The sequence below is a fragment of the Tranquillimonas alkanivorans genome (assembly GCF_900115595.1).
Classification (GTDB): domain Bacteria; phylum Pseudomonadota; class Alphaproteobacteria; order Rhodobacterales; family Rhodobacteraceae; genus Tranquillimonas; species Tranquillimonas alkanivorans.
Map to the genome: position 1 here is coordinate 1 of NZ_FOXA01000021.1, position 21,007 is coordinate 21,007.

Genomic DNA, 21,007 nt, shown 5'->3' on the forward strand with positions numbered 1-21,007 from the left:
ACCGGCAAGAACACTGGCCCAGCATCCCGCGGCAGGAGCCCCTTTTGCTTCAGCTCGGACCGCCACGCATAGATCTGCTGCCGCTTCAGATCATGAAGCCGCGCAACCTGGCTAACCGTCGCGCCGCCAATGCCGACAGACTGCAAAATCGCCAGCTTCTCCTCGTCGCTCCACCGACGCCGCCGCTCAACGCCAAGAATTTCGCCTCGCACTAATGCCTCCAAAGCAAGAGACGTCCTTAATGACGTCACTATGGACGTCTCGTAGCTCACAGAGGCGACCCAAAGCAGGTGGTTCAAACCGGGCGGTTACTGCTGTTCTCTGGCAAGAGGCCCTGATCCCAGCCGGAGGCACCGATGTTTTCTCTCCTCGTTCTCACGATTACGGGCCTCCTGGCGGGAGCGTTGAATGCCGTCGCCGGCGGAGGAACATTCCTGAGTTTTCCCGCCCTAATCTGGCTGGGCGTCCCGCCGATCATGGCGAATGCCACCGCCACGCTGACGGCGATGCCCGGCTATATCGGCAGCGCCTGGGCGTATCGGCACGACGTAGCTGCCGAGGGCACGCTCCGCCTCGGCGCGATCATCCTGGTGTCCGTCGCCGGAGGCCTGGCCGGTGCCGCGCTTCTCCTGATCACTCCGGGCGACGCGTTCGTCGGCATCGTCCCGTGGCTCCTCCTTGCTGCGACCTGCCTCTTCGCCGCAGGTCCGCGGATCCTTTCGGTTGTTCGCGCCCGCGGCCGTGGCGCCGCCGGGCCGCTCCTGTCGGCGACGGCCATCCTTACGGTCTCGATCTACGGCGGCTACTTCAACGGCGGGCTCGGCATCATGCTGCTGGCCGTTTTCGGCCTGATCGGCTTCACGAATCTTCACGGGATGAACGGGCTGAAGAACCTGCTGTCCGCGGTCCTGTCGATCGTGTCGGTCACGACCTACGCAACCGCCGGGCTCATCGCGTGGGAGTCTGCCCTCGTCCTCGCCATCGCCACCACGATCGGCGGCTACGTGGGCGCCTCGCAGGCGCGCCGCATCCAGCGCACGGAGCTGCTGCGGATCGGCATCGTCGCCGTCGGAGCTGTCATGACCGTGGTCTTCTTCGTCGTCTGACCTTTTCGGCACCAGGAAGCCGACGATCGCGGCCTGCTGGTCCTCGGTCAGGGCATTCCAGCGCAGGCTGATCACGCGCCGGATGTGGTTCAGGCCGTTGCGCGACGCTTGGGTGTAGCCGTCGCCGAACTCGGCCTTGCGCAGGCTGATCTCCGGGGTGAAGCCGGTGCCGGGCGAGGGCGCGATCGGTGGGGTGAAGGTAGCCAGCGGCATCGGGGTCAGTTCCTGCGGTTCAGCATGTTGCCAAGGCGCATCTGGCGCTGGATCTCGACACGACGGTCCAAGTCCGGCACTCACGAGAACAGATACGTTACGGCTCAGAGACATAGCACGTGCGCAGGTACCATTCGTCCCGCATCGGCTGTCATTCGCAGCAAAATCTCGCTCCGATCAACTCGGCTCGGTACCCGTTTTTGGAACGAAGGCGGGACGAGATCCGACATTCGCTCCAACAATCACGAACCATGCGGCCTTCGAGTTGGGCGCGAAGAGTGACGGCTCCCGAAAAGTGGGACATCTCGGTCCGCTCCGCCGATCACTGAAGTGCGGCACCTGCGCACGTCGCCGTGTTCTTAATGTGTAGGCGCATCGCCGCCTCTGCGCGTTCGCCGTCACCGGATCTCAGCGCCGACATGATATCCCGGTGCTCCTGCATCGACTGCGCCATCCGGTCCCGCGCAGTGTTGGGGATCGGCTGGCGCTGGCTTTCCGTCAGCAGGTCGTGGACCGAATAATAGAGCCGGCGGAGCATCTTGTTGGGGCTTGCGTCGGCGATCGCCCGGTGAAAGCGCAGGTCGGCCTCGACATGCGCGACCAGATCGCCCTGGCGCCAGGCCTCTTCGAACTCCGCCGCCGCCTCTTCCAGCCGCGCCATCTCGTCGGCGTCGAGCCGTCCCGCGGCAAGACGGGCAAGTTCCGCTTCGATCAGCAGGCGCGACTGGAACACGTCGGTGATGCTGTAGGCGTCGTCGTATCGCCACACGTTCTGCGGCCCCGTCTCGCCGTCGCGGTCCACGACGAAGGTTCCGCGCGCGGGCAGCGTGCGAACAAGCCCCAGCGTTTCGAGCGTCAGCAGCGCCTCGCGCAGTGACGGGCGCGACACCTTCAGGCGCTCGGACAGGACACGCTGGGACGGGATCTTCTCGCCCTTCTTCAGTTCGCCCGTCCTGATCATTTCCTGCAGACGGCGCGCGATCGTCTGTGTCACCGGCGTTTTTTCAAGCATCTGCGGCGTGTGCCCTCCTGTTGTGCGCGCCAATATACCTTTCGCGCGGAGACCGACACCACCGGCTGTTGCAATGCGGATTAGGTCGTGCTTGCATACTGGTCAGACCGGCTTGTCCGGTCAATCCAGAACCAAAACATAGCAATCAGCAGGGAAAACACATGATCGCAAAGCACCTGGCATCCGCCGCTGTCGGACTCGCCCTCCTCGGCAGCACGGCCCTCTCCGCCGCCGCGCAGGAGCAACTGACGGTAGGCGCGAACATCGGCAACGTCCCGTGGGAGTTCCAGGACGACTCCGGAGACTTCGTCGGGTTTGAGATCGACCTGGTCAACGAGGTCGCCGACCGCCTTGGCGCCGAGGTCGAGATCGTCAACATCCCGTTCAACGGCCTGTTCTCCGCCGTGCAGTCGGGCCGCATCGACATCGCCACGTCGTCGATCACGATCACCGACGAGCGGCTCGAGTCGGTGTCCTTTGCTCAGCCCTACTACGACAGCGACCAGTCGCTGACCGTCGCCTCGGGCGGCCCGGCCTCGCTGGACGAGATGGAAGGAAAGACCGTCGGCGTCGACACCGGCTCGACCGGCGACATGTGGGCGACCGACCATGCCGAGGAATACGGCTTCGCCGACATCCGCCGCTACGAGGGCCTGTCGCCCGCCATGCTCGACCTGACGGCCGGCCGCATCGACGGCTACATCTCGGACATCCCCGCCCTGCTCTACTACGTGAAGGACAAACCCAACCTCGAGGTCGTTCAGCGCATCGAAACGGGCGAGAAATACTCGATGATGTTCGCCAAGGACGCCGAACTGGCGAGCGAGGTGAACGACATCATCACCGAGCTGAAGGAAGAGGGCATCCTGGCCGACCTGCACGAGAAGTGGTTCGGCGCCACGCCCGAGGACACGACCTCGACGGTGACCGTCCTTCCGATGCCGACGCTCGACTGAGCCGCGATCACCGGGCCGGAGCGAAAGCTCCGGCCCCGTCCGGCATCGCCGCCTGAAGGACATCCATGGATATCTTCGAAACCTTCCTGAACGCAGAGGTGCTTCTGCGGACCTGGCCGCTCTTGCTCGAAGGGCTGTGGGTCACGGTCCAGCTTGGCGCGGCCAGCATTGTCGCGGGCCTGGTGCTGGGCCTGTTCCTCTCGATGGTCCGGCTTTATGCTGTCACCCCGCTGCGGCTGCTCACCCGCCTCTACATCGACATCTTCCGCTCGATCCCGCTGCTCGTCCTGCTGATCATCGTCTACTACGCCCTGCCCTTCGTCGGCCTGCGGCTGTCGCCCTTCGCCTCTGCCATGACCGCGCTGACGCTGGTCTCCGGCGCCTACACCGCCGAGATCTTCCGCGCCGGGATTGAGGCGATCCCGAAGGGGCAGTTCGAAGCCTCCGCCGCGCTCGGCCTGAGCTATCGCCAGACGATGGTCGACGTGATCCTGCCGCAGGCGATCAAGATCGTGATCCCGCCGCTCACCAACAACTCGATCAACGTGGTCAAGGACACCGCGCTGGCCTCGGTCGTGGCGATGCCCGACCTGTTGAAGCAGGCCACGCAGGCGCAGGCGCTCGCCGCAAATCCCAGCCCGCTGATCGGCGCCGCCGTCATCTACATCGCCTTCCTGTGGCCGCTCGTCGCAATGGTGTCGCGCATGGAGCGCCGCTTCGGCGCAAGGAGCCGCTGAATGGCCGCATTCGTCAGCATCAGGAATCTTCGCAAGTTCTACGGCAGCTTCGAGGCGCTCAAGGGGATCGACCTGGAAATCGAGAAGGGCGAGGTCGTCTGCGTCGTCGGCCCCTCCGGTTCGGGCAAGTCCACGCTCATCCGCTGCATCAACCGGCTGGAGCCCTTCTCGGACGACAGCGAGATCCGGGTGGACGACATCCCGGTGATGCCCGGCCGCGCGCTTGCCAAGGTGCGGGCCGAGGTCGGGATGGTGTTCCAGTCCTTCAACCTCTTCCCGCACCTCACCGTGCGCGAGAACGTCATGCTCGCCCCCCGCCGCGTGCGCGGCACCTCTCGCGCCGAAGCGGCCAGGCAGGCCGATCGCCTGCTGGCCCGCGTGGGCATCGGCGAGCAGGCGGACAAGTACCCCGAGCACCTGTCGGGCGGCCAGCAGCAGCGCGTCGCCATCGCCCGCGCGCTGGCCATGGAGCCGCAGGTGATGCTGTTCGACGAACCCACCTCGGCGCTCGACCCGGAAATGGTGGGCGAGGTTCTGGACGTGATGCGCGACCTCGCCGGGACCGGCGTCACCATGGTCGTTGTCACGCACGAGATGGGCTTCGCCAGCCAGGTCGCGGACCGCGTCATCTTCATGGACGGCGGCGAGGTGATCGAGACCGGACCGCCGGACCAGGTCCTGAGCAACCCGCGCGAACCCCGCACCCAGAACTTCCTCAGCGCCGTGCTGAACCACTGACAAGGACGAGCGACATGACCGATATCACAACCCCGCTGGACATGGAGTTCGTGCACAGCCAGTTCCCCGGGCTGCGCGACGACTGGGTGTTCTTCGACAACGCCGGCGGCTCGCAGACCGTGAAAGGCGCGGTGGACCGGATTACCGAGTTCCTGTTCGAGCGCAACGTGCAGATCGGCGGCAGCTACGCCATCTCGCAGGCCGCGGCCGAGGCGCTCATGAAAGGGCGCGAGGCCGGCCGCACTCTGGTCAACGCCGAGCGCCCCGAAGAGATCGTGTTCGGCCCTTCGACGACCGTGCTGCTCCAGACGCTCGCCGCCGCGATGCGCAGCCAGTTCCACCCGGGCGACGAGATCATCGTCACCATGGCCGATCATGAAAGCAACATCGGCCCCTGGGACCGCCTGCGCGAATTCGGCGTGGTGGTGAAGTTCTGGCCGCTCGACCGCGAAAGCTATCGCCTGCGGCTCTCGGACCTGGAGCCGCTGATGACCGAGCGCACGAAACTTGTCTGCGTCACCCACGCCTCGAACATCCTGGGCAAGGTGAACCCGGTGGCGCAGATCGCCGAGTTCGTCCACGCCCGCGGCGCGAAAATTTGCGTGGATGCCGTCGCATATGCCCCGCACCGGCTGATCGACGTGCGGGCGTGGGACGTGGATTACTACGTCTTCAGCCTCTACAAGGCATACGGTCCCCACGCCGCGATGATGTACGGCAAATACGAGCTGCTGCGCGAACTCGACGGGCTTTACCACTACTTCTACGGCAAGGACAAAGTGCCCGGGAAGCTCGAGCCGGGGAACCCGTCCTACGAGCTTGCCTACAGCACCGACGGGATCGTCGAGTACCTCGCCGCGCTCGGCGAATGCCAGGGCGTAACCGGCGATCGGCGCGCCAAGGTCGAAGCGGCCTATGCCGCGATCACCCGCCACGAGGACCGGCTGACCGAGCGTCTCCTGTCATGGCTCAACGCTCGCAACGACGTCCGCGTGATCGGCGAGACTGTGAACGAGGACAGCACCCGCGTGCCCACCATCGCCTTCAAGTTCGACGGCGTGGATTCCGGCGCCGTGGCTCGCGCGATGGACGCCTACGGCATCGCCATCCGCTTCGGCGACTTCCACTCGCGCCGGCTGGTCGAGGATCTGGGCGAAGACGGCGACAACGGCGTGCTGCGGGTGTCCATGGTGCACTACAACACCGTCGAGCAGGTGGACCGCCTGACCGCCGCCCTGTCCGAGATCGTTTCGAAGGTCGCGGCATGAGCGGGCCCTGCGATCTCGCCATCCGCGGCGGCATCATCGTCACCGCCGCGGACCGTTTCCGCGCCGATATCGGCGTGCGCGACGGCCGCATCGTCGAAATCTCGGAGCGGGTTGAGGGCGCGGTCGAGGAAATCGACGCCACCGGCTTGCTGGCCCTGCCCGGCGGCATCGACGCGCATGTCCACCTCGCCCAGCCGACGGCGGACGGCACGGTGATGGCCGACGACTTCGAAAGCGGCACCCGCTCGGCCGCCGCCGGCGGCAACACCACCGTCCTGCCCTTCGCCATGCAGATCAAGGGCACGTCGTTGCGCGAATGCGTCACCGCCTACCACGAGAAGGCTGAGGGCAAGTGCCACACCGACGTGTCCTTCCACCTGATCGTGTCAGACCCGACGCCGCAGGTTCTGGGTCAGGAACTGCCGGCGCTGGTGCGTGACGGCTATACCTCGTTCAAGGTCTTCATGACCTACGACGACCTCGTGCTCAGCGATGCCGAACTGCTCGAGGTGTTCGACGTCGCCCGCCGCGAGAAGGCGCTGGTCATGGTCCACGCCGAGGGTCACGACGCCATCAAGTACATGACCCGCAAGCTCGAGGAAGACGGCAAGACCGCCCCCTACTACCACGCCGAGGCGCACGCCCAGATCGCCGAGCGCGAGGCGACGCACCGTGCGATCAGCCACGCGCAACTGACGGACGTGCCGGTCGTCATCGTCCACGTCTCGGGCCGCGACCCGATGGAGCAGATCCAGTGGGCCCGCAAGCGCGGCCTCAAGGTCCACGCCGAGACCTGCCCGCAATACATCGCCCTGACCAAGGACGACCTGAAGGGGCTGAACATGGACTTCGACGGCGCGAAGTACGTCTGCTCGCCGCCGCCCCGCGACACCGACAGCCAGGCCGCGATCTGGGAGGGGCTGCGCGACGGCACGTTCGATCTTTTCTCTTCGGATCACTGCCCGTTCTACTTCGACGGCCCCAACGAGACCGGCAAGGACAACCCGCGCGCCCGCACGTCGTTCAAGTGGGTGCCGAACGGTATTCCCGGCGTCGAAACGCGGCTGCCGATCCTGTTTTCCGAGGGCGTCTCGAAGGGCCGCATCAGCGTCGAGCGTTTCGTCGCGCTGACCTCGACCAATCCCGCGCGGCTCTACGGCCTGTATCCCCGCAAGGGCGCCATCGCCATCGGCGCGGACGCCGACATCACGCTGTGGGACCCGAATCGGCACGACACCATCCGGCAGGAGCGGCTGAACCACGGCTCGGACTACACGCCCTACGAGGGGATGGAGGTCACGGGCTGGCCCGTCCGCACCCTCCTGCGCGGCCGGACAATAGCGCGCGAGGGCCGGGTCGAGGGCGAGACCTCCGGCCGTTACCAAAGTCGTGCCTTTAGCGAGACCTTGAACTGACGCGTCAAAGATGCTGGATTTTCAGCCGCGTGAACCGCACCGGTTCTGCCGGAGGCTGTTGAATATCCGCGCGTCCAAAGTGCCGTGGTGCGCAAGCTCACGCCGCAGGGCGATGCCTTGAGTCGGTCGAGTGCCAGTTACTGCGCTGGATCGGAAGACTGCGCACCATAGCCAAGATCCCGCGACAAGCCCTCCGTGAACCGGAGGAGGGCACTGATGATCGGACCGTCCTGGCGGAGGTCTATGAGGGGTGTGGGCCCCATGACCGTCACGCCCAACTGCATCGTGCCACTGTAGTCGAAGACCGGCGCAGCGGCTGCGCTGACGCCGGGCACCGGCGCGTCCACGGTGGTCTCGAAGCCACGGCGACGAACTTCCTCCACCTGGGACCGATACCTGACCATGTCGATGCTCAATCCTGGTGCGCCGGCGCTTTCTCGACACTCTCTCTCGATTGCGGCTTCAGTCTTGGCGTTCGGATAGAAGGCGGCAAACAGGCGCCCAGTCGCGGTTGCTGTCATCATGAAGCCGCCACCGACGCGAACATTGGCGTGTATCTGCGACGGTCCCTCCTTCACATGCACAATGGTCACCCCGTGAAGCCCCCACACGGACAATGCGACCATCATCCGCGTCTCCTCAGCCAGTTGTCCCACTCGGGCAATCGCCTCGTTGTAGGCATCCTGCTCGCGAAGACGGCTTAGGCCCAGTTCGAGCGCGAAAGGTCCGAGGCGGTAGAGCCCGGCCTCGGTCTGCTCGACGAGGCGGATCGCTCGAAGGCTGACGAGATAGGGATGAAGCTGCGCCGGAGCCACCGACACCGCCTCGGCGAGATCGCGCAGCTTCACCGGTCCACGCGCCGCGGCCATCGCTTCGAGAATGGCGCCGCCCGTTTCCAGCGACCTGATACGTCGCTGGTTCTTTGCCGGCATCCCGCTGTCGCCTGTCACGTTCGCTCTCCGGTTCATTGGCATGCACCTGCCTCCCCTGCGCCCGATGCCATCGCACGCCGCCTTCGAATGTCGAGCGAAATCGTCAATCCGAGCGTCGCCAGCCCCACGCCCCACCATTGCAGCACACTCGGAACCTGCGCCGCCAGCGGGATACCGAGAAGGACGGCCACTACAGGAACCAGCGCAGAGAACAATGCCGCGCGTCCTGCCCCGAGCCTCAATACGGCGGCCGCGAAGACCAGGAAGGCCAGGCAGCCGCCGATCGCGCCCTGATAGACGAATTGCCGGGCCCAGGCCGACCAAGGCATTGGCGTCACGTCGAAGACCGAGAAGTAGATCGGAAGGAACACCAGTGAGGACAGCGTGGCGACACCGGCCGTCGTGCGAACCGGCGGCATCTGCCAGCGGCCCATCAGGTAGACGTGGATGCCCCAGAGCGTTCCCGACCCGAGGAAGCAGAGGTCGCCGACGGCGACCGATCCGCCCCAGTGCTTCGCCGTCGGCTGATCCGCCGCGATCGTCACAAGCCCCAGGATCAGCACGGCCATGCCGAGGCTCCGGTTGCGCGTCAGGGGGGCGCGGTCCCGCACGACGCCGATCAGGTTGGCGACCAGCATCGAGGTTCCTGGCCCCAGAACCACGGCATGCGAGAGCGGCGCGCGTTGGAACCCCGCGTTGAAGAGAAGCGCGAAGCCCGGCCCGATAAGCAGGGCGAGGATGGCGACGCGCGAGAGCGGCGGCATTCGGTGGCGGGCCGCGATCAGCACCGGCAGCATCAGCGCCGCCGCACCGCCGTAGCGCAGCATCGTCAGATCCGCCGGATGGAAGCCCTGCGCCTGCCCGAGCTCGGCGCCGACGTTGTAGAGCCCCCAGGCGACGGCGGCGAGGAGGCCCAGGCAGACCCCCTCGACGGTGCGGCGCGTGTCACTCATTTGCGCCCGTCATGTGGCGCGCGGCGATGTAGCCGAACGTGATGGCGGGCCCAAGCGTGATGCCGCCGCCGGGATAGTTCCCGCCCATGATCGAGGCGGCGTCGTTGCCCACCGAATAGAGCCCCCCCAACGGCTGCCCGTTTCCGTTCAATACCTGCGCGTTCTCGTCGGTGCGAAGCCCGGCGAAGGTGCCCAGGTCGCCCACATACAGCCGCACGGCATAGAACGGCCCCTGCTCGATTGGGGCGAGGCAGGGGTTCGGCCCATGCTCGGGGTCACCGAGCGACCGGTTGTAACTCGTGCTGCCTTTGCCGAACTCCGGATCCTCGCCGCGGCGGGCCGGGCCGTTGAAGTTTTGCACCGTCTCTGCCAGCACCTTCGGGTCGGCCCCGATCTGGTTTGCAAGGTCTTCCAGCGTGTCGCCGCGGATCAGGTAGCCGTTCTTGATCAACTTGCCGTATGGTACCGGCGCGGGTTTGGCGAAGCCGAGCCCATACTTCCGGAAGGCGCGGTGGTCGGTGACGAACCAGGCAGCGATCTCGGCGTCCGGGCCGCCTTCCTCGCGGCAACGGCGAACCATCGCCTGGCAGAAGTCATGATAGGAGTTCGACTCGTTCACGAAGCGCCGCCCAGAGCGCGTTACCGCGATGATGCCGGGCTTCGAGCGGTCAACGAAGTGCGGGAACGTGCCGAGGGTTCCATCCGGACGACGCGGCCGCGAGATCGGCACCCAGGCCGCCGCGTGCGGAAGATCCGTATTCACCGTCGCCCCAACGGCTTCACCCAGTCGCAGGCCGTCCCCCGTGTTGCCCGGAGGCGCGGGCGTGACGTGCTCGTGCCCGCTCGGCGCATGCGGTATGAGTTCTTTGCGACGGATGGCGTCCTGCGGGAAGCCACCGGCCGCAAGAACGACGCCTTTGCGCGCGATGACCTCGACCGGGCCGTCCTCCTTGTCGATCCGGGCGCCGAGCACGCGCCCGTTTTCGTCCTGGATCAGCGAGCGCACCGGCGCGCTGGTCCAGATCGGAACGTCCTTGTCAAACGCCGACTTCGCCAGCCGCGCCACCAGCGCGTTGCCGTTCATCAATCGCATGGCGCGGCCGTGGAAGGTGACATCGCGCAGGAACTTGAAGAAGAGCTTTGACACGTAGAACGCCGACACGGGCGAACGCGTGACGTTGAAGAAGTGCAGCAATTCCTTGCCCGAGCCGATCATCATGCCCAGGAACGTGATCTCGGCCAGCGGCGGCCGCAGGCGCTTGATCTCGCCGCCGAGCTCCCGGCCGTCGAAGGGACGCGCAACGATGGAGCGTCCGCCGTCCATACCACCCGGCGCGTCGGGATGGTAATCCGCGAAGAACGGACCCAGGTCGAACTGCAGGGCCGTTTTCTCCTCGAAGAACTTCACCGCCTTCGGCCCGGCGTCGAGGAATGCGTCCACGCGCGGCGCATCGAAATGCTCGCCCGCTTCGTGCTGTAGATAAATGCGCGCCTTCTCGGCGCTGTCTTCGACTCCCTCGCGCATCGCAGGACCGTTACCCGGGATCCACATCCACCCGCCTGAGCGGGCGGTGGTTCCACCGAAGACCGGTTCCTTCTCGGCGACGACCACCTTCAGTCCACGGTGGGCGGCCGCGACTGCCGTGCTCAAGCCACCGGCGCCGGAGCCGACAACGAGAACGTCCACTTCCATCTTCTTCATGCTCATCTTTCCTTGTTCAGGCGGCGAGATATCCGCCATCGACGGGCAGCAGCGCGCCGGTGACATAGCTGGCGGCCTCGGAGGCCAGGAACAGGACGGGTCCGACCAGTTCCTCTGGGCGCCCCGGCCGCTGGAGGGGCGTGTGCGCCATGAAACGGCCGATGGCCTCGGGGTCGGAGCGGGTCACTTCCGTCATGGGGGTTTCGATCACGCCTGGCGCGATGGCGTTCACCCGGATGCCATCCGGGGCGAGATCGTGCGCCAGCGCCTTGGTGAGCTGCAGCACCGCCCCCTTCGAGGCGGCATAAGCCGCCAGCCCCGGCCCGGCCGATACGGACATGATTGAGCCGAGGTTCACGACGCTGCCTCGCGTCTGCTTCAACTGGATGACGAACGCCCGGGTGACCTGCATGACACCGGTGGCGTTCACCCTGATCACGCTGTCCCAGTCCTCTTCGAAGGTCTCGCTGGCGAGCAGCGTGCGCCGGATGATTCCCGCGTTGTTGACCAGGATTGCAGCCGGCCCCAACCGCTCGACCACGACTGCTGCCGCCTTGCGGCAAGAATCGGGGTCGGCGACGTCGAGCTCCACCGCGATGGCGCGCCCGCCCTGCGCCTCGATTTCGTTCGTGACGGAAGCAAGCGCCCGGGCCTGGATATCGCAACACGCCACCTTCGCCCCGGCACGCGCGAGCCCAAGCGCAATGGCCCGGCCGTTACCTTGCGCAGCGCCGGTCACAACCGCCACGCCTTCGATCTGCTCCAACATCTCTCCTCCCCTTTCGCCTGCAGCGCAGTTCAGCATATACGCCGTTGTTTGCTACTTGCAAACAGGTTCGTTTATGACTAACGATTGATGGGCATCGGAGGCAAGGTCGACGATGCAGGAGTTCCGGGCACCGACTCGGCGTTCACGAAAGGGAGGAGAAACATGAGAAAGACGATGATGGCCGCTGCGGCGGCGACCTTTGCCGCGGCCGGCGTCGCGCAGGCCGACACTTATGATCTGCAAAGCACCTTCGGATTGAACGTGCCGTCGATCGGTCCGAGCCCCCAAATCTGGGCCGACCGCGTGGCGCGGATGACGGACGGCGAAGTGCAGATCAACGTACATGGCGCGGGCGACTTCGTGCCCCCGTTCGAGGTGTTCGGCGCCGTGAGCTCGGGCGCGCTACCCATGGGCTTCGACTGGATCGGCTACTGGGCGCAGCAGATCCCGGTGGCAAACCTGGTCGGTTCCATGCCTTTCGGCCCGACACCAGAGGTCGCTCTCGGCTGGATGTTCGAAGGCGGCGGGCTCGAGATTATCCAGAAGGCTTATGACCCCTTCAACGTTAAGGTCCTGCCCTGCCACCTCGTACTCCCCGAGGCCGGAGGCTGGTTCAACAAGGAGATCAACGCCGTCGAGGACCTGCAGGGCCTCAACATGCGAATCGCCGGTCTCGGCGGCCTGGCGATGGCCAAGCTCGGCGCAAACACACAGCTCGTGCCGGCCGGCGAGATCTTCCTCAGCCTTGAGACGGGCCGCATCGACGCCGCCGAATTCTCGGCCCCGCAACTCGACGTGGGCTTCGGCTTCCAGCGCGTCACCGACTATTACTACTTTCCGGGATGGCACCAGCCGTCGAGCTGGGACAGCATCATCATCAACATGGATGTCTGGAACAGCTTCGACGAAGAGACCCAGACCATCATGGAGGACGCCTGCAAGGCGAACATAGCCTATAACCTGCACGACCAGGTGGACGCTCAGGCCGATGCCATCGCCGAGATCCGCGAGGCCGGCGTCGAGGTGAAGCGCTTCCCCGACGAGGTCCTGGCCGCCCTCCGCGAAGCCAGCGACGAAGTCATGAACGAGCAGGCGCAGAACGACCCGATCTTCGCGGAAGCCCTGAGCTCGCTGCGCGAGTACATGGACACCGTCGGTGAGTGGGGCACTCTGCAGGACCTGCCCGCCCGCTGAACCTCCTTAGAACCAGACGCGGGCGGCTTCTGTTTTCGCCGTCCGCGTCCCGGGAAGGACACCCGCAATGCCTCATGTGATCACCAGGCTGCTGGATCTGCTTTGCCTGCCGGGCAAGTGGCTGAGCTGGCTTATCCTGCCTTTGATCTTGTCCATTCTCGCGGCCATCGTCTGGGCCGCCCGCGGCCAGAACACCTTTCTGGCGTGGGAGGCGGATCTTCCGGTGCTGGGCCGTGCGCTCACCGTCAACGGCCTCTTCGATCTCCAGTGGTACATTTTCGCGCTGCTGGTCTTGTTCGGCGGGATCTGGTCGCTGCGCGAAGAGCGCCACGTCTCCGTGGATTTCCTTTGGCTGATGATGCCGCGCCGCGCACAGCTTTGGATACGCAGTGTCGGTGACCTCGTCTTTCTCCTGCCCTTCTGCCTGATCATCACGTGGTACGGCTGGTCTTTCGCAGAAGTCGCGTGGACGTCAGGGGAGGGCTCCACGCAGGGCGGCCTGAACAGCCGCTGGCTGATCAAGGCAATGCTGCCCCTGGCGTTCGCTCTCCTCGGCCTGATGGCACTTCTACGCGGCATCGGAACCACAATCGAACTGCTACGGCCCACCTCCAAGGACCAGACATGAACGAATACGCCTGGCCATCGCTGATGCTGCTGGCGCTCGTGGCGGGCGTCTTCTCCGGCTATCCTGTCGCCTTCATCCTTGCCGGCACCGGCATCATCTTCGCGGTACTCGCGGACGTGCCGATGCTGTTCCTGTCGATGGGCGTTCAGCGCATCTATTCGGGCACGCTGACGAACTGGCTCCTCGTCGCCATCCCGCTCTTCGTCTTCATGGGCCTGATGCTCGAGCGTTCGGGCATCGCCGAGCGGCTGATGCGCTCTCTCGCCTCACTCTTCCGCAGCACGCCCGGTGGCTACGCCTTCGCGGTCGCCGTGATCGGCGTCATAATGGCAGCTTCGACCGGCATTATCGGCGCCTCCGTGGTGATGATGGGAATGATGGCGCTGCCCGCCATGCGGGAGGCAAAGTACGACATGCGGCTTGCGAGCGGCCTGATCGCCTCGTCCGGAACGCTGGGCATCCTGCTGCCGCCATCGATCATGCTGATCATCCTGGGCGACCAGATGCGGCTGTCGGTCGGCGACCTCTTCCTCGGCGCCATCGGGCCGGGGCTGCTTCTGGCCGGGCTCTACTTCGTCTACCTCGCCGCTGTCGCGAACTTTACACCGCACCGCGTGCCAGCACCGCCCACGCCCGAGCGCCGCAGCTTTCTGCCTACGGTCCTGGCGCTCGCGCGCGACCTGCTGGCGCCGGCGCTGCTGATCCTGTCGGTCCTTGGGACCATCGTGGCTGGCGTCGCGACACCGACCGAGTCGGCGGCGATCGGCGCAGCGGGCGCAATGTTGCTCGCCTTCGTCTCGCGCCAGCTCAACCTCGGCGTCCTGCGCGAGGCGATGTACGAGACGACAAAGACCACCGCGATGATCGTGTTCGTGATGATCGGCGCCTCGATCTTCTCAGTGGTGTTCCGCCGGCTCGGTGGTGACGCCATGATCGTAGATTTCTTCGACATCCAGGACAGCAATCCCTACTGGGTCCTGTTCACCATCATGGCGCTGATCTTCATCCTCGGCTTCTTCCTGGACTGGGTCGAGATAACGCTGGTCGTCGTTCCGTTGGTCGCCCCGGTCGTGGCGCTCCTCGACTTCGGCCTGCGAAGCGACCAGGTCATGATCTGGTTCGCGATCGCTCTGGCGGTGAACCTGCAGACATCGTTCCTGACGCCGCCATTCGGGTATGCGCTGTTCTATCTGCGCGGCATCGCGTCGGACCTGCCGATCTCGGTGATCTACCGCGGCGTCATGCCCTTCGTGCTGATCCAGATTACCGCGCTGGTTCTCGTGATCCTGATCCCGGCGGTCGTGCTGTGGCTGCCCATGGCAGCACGCTGATCCAAATCCAGAGACAAAGGAGACGTTCATGGCCAAGGCATTCGCATCGCAAGGCGACATGGAAGAGAAGCAGGTCAGCTTCACCCAGGTGGGCGAGGGTTTGTGGGCCTTCACCGCCGAAGGCGACCCCAACACCGGCGTCATCATCGGCGACGACAGCGTGATGATCGTCGAGGCGCAGGCGACGCCGCGCCTGGCGCGCAAGGTGATCGAGAAGGTGCGCGAGGTCACCGACAAGCCGATCAGCCACCTCGCCATGACGCATTACCACGCCGTGCGCGTGCTGGGCGCCTCGGCCTACGGCGCCGACACGGTCATCATGGGCGAGAAGGCCCGCGCCATGGTCGTCGAGCGCGGGCAGGAGGACTGGGACAGCGAGTTCGCCCGCTTCCCGCGCCTGTTCCAGGGCCACGAGGAGATCCCGGGCCTGACTTGGCCCACCACCACCTTCAACGACCGCATGACCGTCTATCTCGGCAACCGCCGGGTGGACCTGATGCACCTGGGCCGCGCCCACACCGCGGGCGACATTGTGGTCCACGTGCCCGACCAGAACGTGATGTTCACGGGCGACATCGTCGAATACAAGTCCGCCTGCTATTGCGGCGACGGGCATTTCGGCGACTGGCCCAAGACGCTCGAAGCCATCCGCGCCTTCGACCTCGACGCCATCGCGCCGGGCCGGGGCGACGCGCTGGTGGGCCGCGAGATGGTGAACGCCGCGCTCGATTCCACCGCCGATTTCGTCCGCTCGACCTATCGCCCCGCCGCCAAGGTGGCGCTGTCGGGCGGCACGCTGAAGGAAGCCTGGGACGCCGTGCGCGCCGAGTGCGACCCGAAGTTCTCGGACTACGCCATCTACGAGCACTGCCTGCCCTTCAACGTCGCCCGCGCCTATGACGAGGCGCGCGATATCGACACGCCGCGCGTCTGGACCGCCGAGCGCGACGCCGAGCTCTGGAACGCCCTGCAGGACTGAGGCTGCCGAAGCATCCCGTACAGAGCGACTTTAGCGGCTGAGAATCATGCTGAAATTTCGAGAGTGCTATTCCTCGTCGCTGTCGCTCAGGTCTTTCTAAGGCGGCGATGTCACATAACGCCCGTACCGGACATGCCCGATAGTGCCACCTACGTGGTGTAGGAAGCGGCGCGGTCGCTCTATCTACTGGGCAGCAGCTTACACCGTGACGAGGGCACAGATCAGAAGCGATACCACGGCTCCGACCGTCATGACGTAGCCACCATTCCATCGCCAAGCCACGAGCGCGGGGCTCACGTTACCATATGCTGCGATCAGCAAGACTGACGCCGTGAAGGGCGAGGTGACGCCACTGAGGGCCCAATCGCTGGTGATAGCGGAAACCATGGCAACGGGTGCGATGCCCAGCACCTCCGGTGAAGGCAAAAGCGGACCGATGAGCGATACTGCCAAGATCGGGTTCATCCCGATCTGGCCTGTAATGGGGACGAGCCAAAAGACTCCGACGAGTAGCAGCGCGGCAGGGATCGAGCTCAGATCGATGCCGGCGGTATCAACCAACGGGCTTGCAATGGCAGACCCCAATGTGCCGATGAATCCCGCCATTGATAAAAGGACCAGTTCACCGTTCAGTCCGGGGAGCTCGCGGGTCGCGAAATCGGCCACGCTATCACACACCGCGGCGGCAGGATGATCTCCGACCGCTTGGAGGGCGACCCACCCCATGGCGATCAGCGGCACCAGAGCCATGACGGCTCCGAAGACCTGAACACCGAAAGTGAAGTGGACCGTACCGGCCGAGGCAAGGACCAGGTTGAGGAGCGTAATCAGGGGGCTCAGATGGTGGAGCCAAGCACGGCCTGACGAGTCTTGTGCCGGTGGCGGATGACCGGAGGGGGGTGGCTTGGTTGCGAGACTGCCGAGCAGAGATATCGAGCCGTAAAGGAGGATCAGTCCGAAGAGGTGACCGCCGATCGTGAGGGCGAGGTAGCGCTTCCCCGGCGCCTGGTTTGCCAGGAAGCGACCGCACTCGATAATGGAGGGAGACTTGGACGCGGCTGACCGTATCGCCGTCAGCGCGCAGAAGAGCGCAGAAGAGCGCAGAAGAGCGCAGAAGAGCGCAGAAGAGCGCAGAAGAGCGCAGCAATGGAGCTCGCCCGGGTCAAGGCATCGAATATGGCCTCGTCCCAATTTGGCAGGGTGCTGACCGCGATTACGGTGAGCAGGGCACCGATCAGCAGAAAAACCCGGCGTGACATGGCCACCTGCGGGCCGAAGGCGGCCAGTCCGCAAAGAGCGAATGCTCCGGCGATGTAGGAGAGAGCAGGAAATCCGGTAAACTGGTAGGGGATGGTTGTGAGCAGGTTGGCAACCATGAGGAAGCCGCCGATCTGGTCGCGCCATTTCGGTGACCCGAAATTCAATATTCCTGCCTCTTTGGGAAGTGCCTGCGGCGCGCAGTGTCATGCGCCATCCCCGGAGTGTCCAGACTGCCTCCCGTCCAGATCGGGTTCGCTGAGCATCGGGTGCAGGCTCCTTCCGCGAGCCAAGCCCAAAAATGCCTGAGCGACCGATCAGACCAAGCCGGAGCGCTCAGGTCCCTATCGGCTGGCGCGCGCAGCGAAGGTCTTGCAGTATCGCGGAAAGGAGACAGTAGCGCATGTTTACCAAGTACGTGACCGTGACCGGGATACCTGCCCATGAGTAAGCGGATCGCTCTGACCGGAACCGCTTCGGCGCTCGGTGTCGCCATTGTACGGGAGCTTTATGCCAAAGATCTTTCCGTCGTGGGCCTGAGCGAGTCCATCTCTCCCCACCTGGGATGGCATCACGTCGATCTGACCGATGCCGCAGCGGTTGCGAACCTAAGGACCGGCGTTCTCGACGGGCTCATCAACGCTGCGGAGCGGCTTCCCGAGGACGGAGGAGCGGTAGAGATCCTTGAATTCAACTGGTTCTGCACGCGCCTCCTTACAGACACCCTGCTACCGCAACTGGCCCCCGGCGCGGCGATCGCCACCTTGGCTTCGAGAGCCGGGCGAGAATGGCGGAAAAACCTGAGCCAGGTTCGGCGCCTGATGGCATTGCCTCACTCGGATCGCTTGCCCGATTTCGTGCGTAACGAGAAGATCGACCCGGATCGGGCATACGCCTTGTCCAAGGAAGCGCACATCGTGTGGACCAAGCAAAATGCTGGGGTCCTGAGAGCGCGCGACCTGCGCGCTAACACGATCAGTCCTGCCGCTGATGGCGGCCCTGAGCCGGCAGACGGCAAGAACCGGCAAAAGGCACATCTCGGCAGCGTCGCGGCCGTCGCCGGTTTCTTGGTGGACAGGGGCAGTAGCTGGATACACGGACAAGATCTTATCGTAGACGGCGGGTGCTCTGCCGCGCAGGAGGCCCAGGCCTTGGGGCTGAACTCGCAGACGTATTGAACTCGAATGGCTGTTTCGGCGGATTGGGTGCCGGATCTGACCGCGGGTTCTCGGTCGCGAGGAGCTGCGGATCAGGACAGGCGCCCTGCCCCACGGCATCGAAGAATGAAGGAGGAGGCGCGATTAAGCCTGCATTCACGCCTCCCCCTAACTTCCTCAAGACGTAGATCCGCAGTCCGGGTCCCGGGCCGCCAGACGCCGCAGAAGCCGCTCTACCTCGTCCCGCGCCTCTTCGCTCAGGCTTGGCCCCGGCGTGCGGAGAGCGTCGTGAGCGATGGCGCCCCGCTGCTTCAGGATGTACTTTCGTACCGCAAGTCCGACCCCCGCCTGTTGTTCGTACCGCAGAAGAGGCAGGTGCGCGTCGAAGATGTCGGAGGCGGCCCCGTCGTCATGCTCCGATAGGTCGACCACCCTGCGCAGCATCTCCGGGAAGGCGTAGCCCGTCATCGCTCCGTCAGCGCCGCGCTGCATCTCGAAGTCGAGGAACATTCCGCCGTTTCCGCACAGAATAGAAATCGGTCGCATCTCTCCTTGCTGCTGCCAGCGACGGAGAGCGGTAAGCTTCTCGAGTCCCGGCCAGTCCTCGTGCTTGAGCATGACGCAGGAAGGGATCTCCTCGACGATCTGCCGGATGACGCGCGGTGCCATGACGACGCCCGTCGCAGTCGGGTGGTCCTGCAGGACGAAGGGGATGTCCTCGCCGATCGCCCGGACCGCGTTGCGGACCCAGCCGGCGATCTGCTCGTCCGTCCGCATGGCTGCGGGCGGTGTCATCATGACGCCGGCGGCTCCAAACTCCATGGACTTCAGCGCGAGGCTGCGCATCGCCACAAAGCCCGGCGCCGATACGCCGACAATGACGGATTTGCCTGCGGCCGCCGCGACGATCTCCCGCACGACAGCCTCGCTCTCCTCGGGAAGAAGCTTCTGGGCTTCTCCGAGGATGCCGAGGATGGTCAGGCCGTCGACCTTCCGTTCCAGGTACCACTCGGTCATGGGGCGGAGGGAGGCCAGGTCCAAGGCGCCATCCGGCTTGAAGGGGGTGGGCGTGATCGCAAAGACGCCCTTCGTTCGGTGCGAGATCATTGCCCTGCCTTCCACTCGTCATAACGTGCGCGGGTTTCTCCGTTCATCGGGTAGAGCCCGGGCAGCGTCTCACCGCGGCCGACCTCATCCACGATCCAGCCCTCCATCCGCTCCTGTTCCGGCGCTTCGTCGAGCACCTCGCCCAGCAGGGCGGCGGGAATGACGACCGCCCCGTCGCGGTCCGCCACGATGGTGTCGCCGGGAATCACGCAGACGCCCCCGCAGCCTACCGTATCCTCCCACCCGACGAAGGTCAGACCGGCGACGGACGGAGGTGCGGCCGCGCCACGGCACCAGACGGAAAGGCCGGTGCCCAGAACGCCCTCGAGATCCCGGACGACCCCGTCGGTCACCAGGCCGGCGGCGCCCCTTTTGACCATGCGTGCGCAGAGGATGTCGCCGAACACTCCCGCGTCGTCCACGCCATTGGCGTCAATGACCGCGAAGGCCCCCTCGGGCATCGCCTCGATGGCCGCTCGCGTCGAGATGGGGCTGCCCCAGCTCGCCGGCGTCGCGAGATCCTCGCGCGCCGGGACGAAGCGGAAAGTGAAGGCTGGGCCCACCACGCGGTCCTGGCCGTTCCTGAGCGGCATCGCGCCGCGCATCCAGACGTTGCGCAGGCCCTTCTTGAGCAGGATCGTCGTGAGCGTGGCGGTGGTGACGCCCTTCAGGATCTCGATGGCTTCGGCGTCGAGAGGACGGGTTTCGGTCGTCATGTCGGGTGTCCTTCAGATGCTGGGAATGTAGCCGCCGTCGATCCGGATCTGCGACCCGGTGACGTAGCCGGCGCGCTCGGAGGCGAGGAAGGCGACCATGTCGGCGTACTCGTGCGGCTCGCCGTACCGCCCCATGGGGATGGCGGCATGACTCTCGGCGCGGACGTCCTCGACGCTCCGGTTCTCCCGCTCGGCCTTCTTCTCGTCGAGGAAGGTGATGCGCTTGGTGGCGACGCGGCCGGGCATGACCACGTTGCATGTGACGCCGTCCTTGCCGACTTCGGCCGCGACAGTCTTGGACCACCCGACGAGCGACAGGCGCAGGGCATTGGAGATGCCGAGGTTCGGGATCGGTGCGGCCACGCCCGACGAAGTCGACGTGATGATACGACCCCAGCCGCGCTCCCGCATGCCTGGCAGGACCCGGTCGGCTATGCTCATTACCGACACCACCATCGAGTCGAAGAACTTGCGCCAAGTTTCGGGGTTTTGTACGGATGCCGGACCCGGCGGCGGGCCACCGGTCACGGCGACGAGGATGTCGATGGAGCCCAGCCGCGTTTCCACCTCGCCGACTTTGCCGTCCACGTCGTCAATCAGGCTCAGATCCCATTCCAGGGCGATTGCTTCGCCGCCGGCCTCCGCAATAGCCTCGACCGTCGCGGTCGCCGCAGCCTTGTCAAGATCCGCGGCCGCGACTTTTGCACCTTCATCCGCAAGCGTCCGCGCGATGGCGCCTCCGAGACCGCCACCCGCGCCCAGCACGAGCGCCGTGCGTCCTTTCAAGCCCAGCTCCATGGAGCCTCCATTCCTTCATTCATCCATTCAAGAAGGATT

At 65.3% G+C, this 21,007-nt stretch carries 22 protein-coding genes; 11 read left to right on the plus strand and 11 right to left on the minus strand.

Annotation, left to right across the window (positions count from 1 at the left end; genetic code table 11):
- On the minus strand, positions 1 to 272 hold a 272-nt coding region (locus BM162_RS23570), incomplete at its 3' end, for a transposase (RefSeq protein ID WP_369333198.1).
- An 84-nt stretch (positions 273 to 356) separates the two neighbouring features.
- Between BM162_RS23570 and BM162_RS17515 the strand changes: the two genes are divergently transcribed.
- Entirely contained in the window at positions 357 to 1,106 is a 750-nt protein-coding gene (locus tag BM162_RS17515) for a sulfite exporter TauE/SafE family protein (RefSeq protein ID WP_093424687.1), read from the plus strand.
- A gap of 535 nt (positions 1,107 to 1,641) precedes the next feature.
- On the opposite strand, the gene BM162_RS17520 is transcribed toward BM162_RS17515, so the two are convergent.
- A complete protein-coding gene (locus BM162_RS17520; protein ID WP_245759324.1) occupies positions 1,642 to 2,313 on the minus strand; it encodes a FadR/GntR family transcriptional regulator in 672 nt (223 codons plus the stop codon).
- A 179-nt stretch (positions 2,314 to 2,492) separates the two neighbouring features.
- On the opposite strand from BM162_RS17520, the gene BM162_RS17525 reads away from it, so the two are divergent.
- The 5 genes from BM162_RS17525 to hydA all read left to right on the plus strand — a co-directional run bounded on the left by BM162_RS17525 (position 2,493) and on the right by hydA (position 7,445).
- Entirely contained in the window at positions 2,493 to 3,287 is a 795-nt protein-coding gene (locus BM162_RS17525) for a transporter substrate-binding domain-containing protein (RefSeq protein WP_093424691.1), read from the plus strand.
- 65 nt (positions 3,288 to 3,352) lie between these two features.
- Complete coding sequence (locus BM162_RS17530) at positions 3,353 to 4,024, plus strand: amino acid ABC transporter permease (RefSeq protein ID WP_093424692.1); 672 nt, start codon at positions 3,353 to 3,355, stop codon at positions 4,022 to 4,024.
- Positions 4,025 to 4,762 carry an amino acid ABC transporter ATP-binding protein gene (locus BM162_RS17535; protein ID WP_093424694.1) on the plus strand — a complete coding sequence of 246 codons (738 nt, stop codon included), beginning with the start codon at positions 4,025 to 4,027 and terminating at the stop codon, positions 4,760 to 4,762. It begins immediately after the preceding gene.
- 14 nt (positions 4,763 to 4,776) lie between these two features.
- Positions 4,777 to 6,030: a cysteine desulfurase-like protein gene (locus BM162_RS17540; protein ID WP_245759325.1), complete on the plus strand. Its 1,254-nt coding sequence runs from the start codon at positions 4,777 to 4,779 to the stop codon at positions 6,028 to 6,030.
- On the plus strand, positions 6,027 to 7,445 hold the full coding sequence (hydA, locus tag BM162_RS17545; protein WP_093424695.1) for a dihydropyrimidinase: 1,419 nt from the start codon (positions 6,027 to 6,029) through the stop codon (positions 7,443 to 7,445). Before BM162_RS17540 ends, hydA begins: the two co-directional genes overlap by 4 nt.
- A 137-nt stretch (positions 7,446 to 7,582) precedes the next feature.
- Here hydA and BM162_RS17550 read toward each other — a convergent pair whose 3' ends face one another.
- From BM162_RS17550 to BM162_RS17565, 4 genes are read right to left on the minus strand one after another with little or no spacing between them, the layout of a single operon-like run.
- Positions 7,583 to 8,395 carry an IclR family transcriptional regulator gene (locus BM162_RS17550; protein WP_177215235.1) on the minus strand — a complete coding sequence of 271 codons (813 nt, stop codon included), beginning with the start codon at positions 8,393 to 8,395 and terminating at the stop codon, positions 7,583 to 7,585.
- Positions 8,396 to 8,409: 14 nt separating this feature from the next.
- On the minus strand, positions 8,410 to 9,330 hold the full coding sequence (locus BM162_RS17555; protein ID WP_093424699.1) for a DMT family transporter: 921 nt from the start codon (positions 9,328 to 9,330) through the stop codon (positions 8,410 to 8,412).
- Positions 9,323 to 11,032, minus strand: a complete 1,710-nt coding sequence (locus tag BM162_RS17560; RefSeq protein WP_093424701.1) for an FAD-dependent oxidoreductase — start codon at positions 11,030 to 11,032, stop codon at positions 9,323 to 9,325. Before BM162_RS17560 ends, BM162_RS17555 begins: the two co-directional genes overlap by 8 nt.
- A gap of 16 nt (positions 11,033 to 11,048) precedes the next feature.
- Positions 11,049 to 11,801: an SDR family NAD(P)-dependent oxidoreductase gene (locus tag BM162_RS17565; RefSeq protein ID WP_093424702.1), complete on the minus strand. Its 753-nt coding sequence runs from the start codon at positions 11,799 to 11,801 to the stop codon at positions 11,049 to 11,051.
- Between the two features lie 162 nt (positions 11,802 to 11,963).
- On the opposite strand from BM162_RS17565, the gene BM162_RS17570 reads away from it, so the two are divergent.
- The 4 genes from BM162_RS17570 to BM162_RS17585 all read left to right on the plus strand — a co-directional run bounded on the left by BM162_RS17570 (position 11,964) and on the right by BM162_RS17585 (position 15,933).
- The gene (locus tag BM162_RS17570; protein ID WP_093424704.1) at positions 11,964 to 12,995 is read left to right on the plus strand and encodes a TRAP transporter substrate-binding protein; all 1,032 of its coding nucleotides are present in this window, start codon (positions 11,964 to 11,966) and stop codon (positions 12,993 to 12,995) included.
- 67 nt (positions 12,996 to 13,062) lie between these two features.
- Positions 13,063 to 13,623, plus strand: coding sequence for a TRAP transporter small permease subunit (locus tag BM162_RS17575; RefSeq protein WP_093424706.1), 561 nt, complete (start codon positions 13,063 to 13,065; stop codon positions 13,621 to 13,623).
- Positions 13,620 to 14,954: a TRAP transporter large permease gene (locus tag BM162_RS17580; RefSeq protein WP_093424708.1), complete on the plus strand. Its 1,335-nt coding sequence runs from the start codon at positions 13,620 to 13,622 to the stop codon at positions 14,952 to 14,954. Before BM162_RS17575 ends, BM162_RS17580 begins: the two co-directional genes overlap by 4 nt.
- Before the next feature lie 28 nt (positions 14,955 to 14,982).
- A complete protein-coding gene (locus tag BM162_RS17585; RefSeq protein ID WP_093424710.1) occupies positions 14,983 to 15,933 on the plus strand; it encodes an MBL fold metallo-hydrolase in 951 nt (316 codons plus the stop codon).
- A gap of 198 nt (positions 15,934 to 16,131) precedes the next feature.
- On the opposite strand, the gene BM162_RS17590 is transcribed toward BM162_RS17585, so the two are convergent.
- Positions 16,132 to 16,683 (minus strand): hypothetical protein, encoded by a 552-nt coding sequence (locus tag BM162_RS17590; protein ID WP_093424712.1) that lies wholly within the window; start codon positions 16,681 to 16,683, stop codon positions 16,132 to 16,134.
- A 323-nt stretch (positions 16,684 to 17,006) separates the two neighbouring features.
- Positions 17,007 to 17,357 carry a hypothetical protein gene (locus tag BM162_RS17595; RefSeq protein ID WP_093424713.1) on the minus strand — a complete coding sequence of 117 codons (351 nt, stop codon included), beginning with the start codon at positions 17,355 to 17,357 and terminating at the stop codon, positions 17,007 to 17,009.
- 276 nt (positions 17,358 to 17,633) lie between these two features.
- Between BM162_RS17595 and BM162_RS17600 the strand changes: the two genes are divergently transcribed.
- Positions 17,634 to 18,368: a hypothetical protein gene (locus tag BM162_RS17600; RefSeq protein ID WP_093424715.1), complete on the plus strand. Its 735-nt coding sequence runs from the start codon at positions 17,634 to 17,636 to the stop codon at positions 18,366 to 18,368.
- 156 nt (positions 18,369 to 18,524) lie between these two features.
- Here BM162_RS17600 and BM162_RS17605 read toward each other — a convergent pair whose 3' ends face one another.
- From BM162_RS17605 to BM162_RS17615, 3 genes are read right to left on the minus strand one after another with little or no spacing between them, the layout of a single operon-like run.
- A complete protein-coding gene (locus BM162_RS17605; protein ID WP_093424717.1) occupies positions 18,525 to 19,454 on the minus strand; it encodes a dihydrodipicolinate synthase family protein in 930 nt (309 codons plus the stop codon).
- Positions 19,451 to 20,170: a ribonuclease activity regulator RraA gene (locus BM162_RS17610; protein WP_093424719.1), complete on the minus strand. Its 720-nt coding sequence runs from the start codon at positions 20,168 to 20,170 to the stop codon at positions 19,451 to 19,453. The genes BM162_RS17605 and BM162_RS17610 overlap by 4 nt, the downstream gene beginning before the upstream one ends.
- 12 nt (positions 20,171 to 20,182) lie before the next feature.
- On the minus strand, positions 20,183 to 20,968 hold the full coding sequence (locus BM162_RS17615) for an SDR family oxidoreductase (protein ID WP_093424721.1): 786 nt from the start codon (positions 20,966 to 20,968) through the stop codon (positions 20,183 to 20,185).
- Positions 20,969 to 21,007 lie beyond the last annotated feature (39 nt).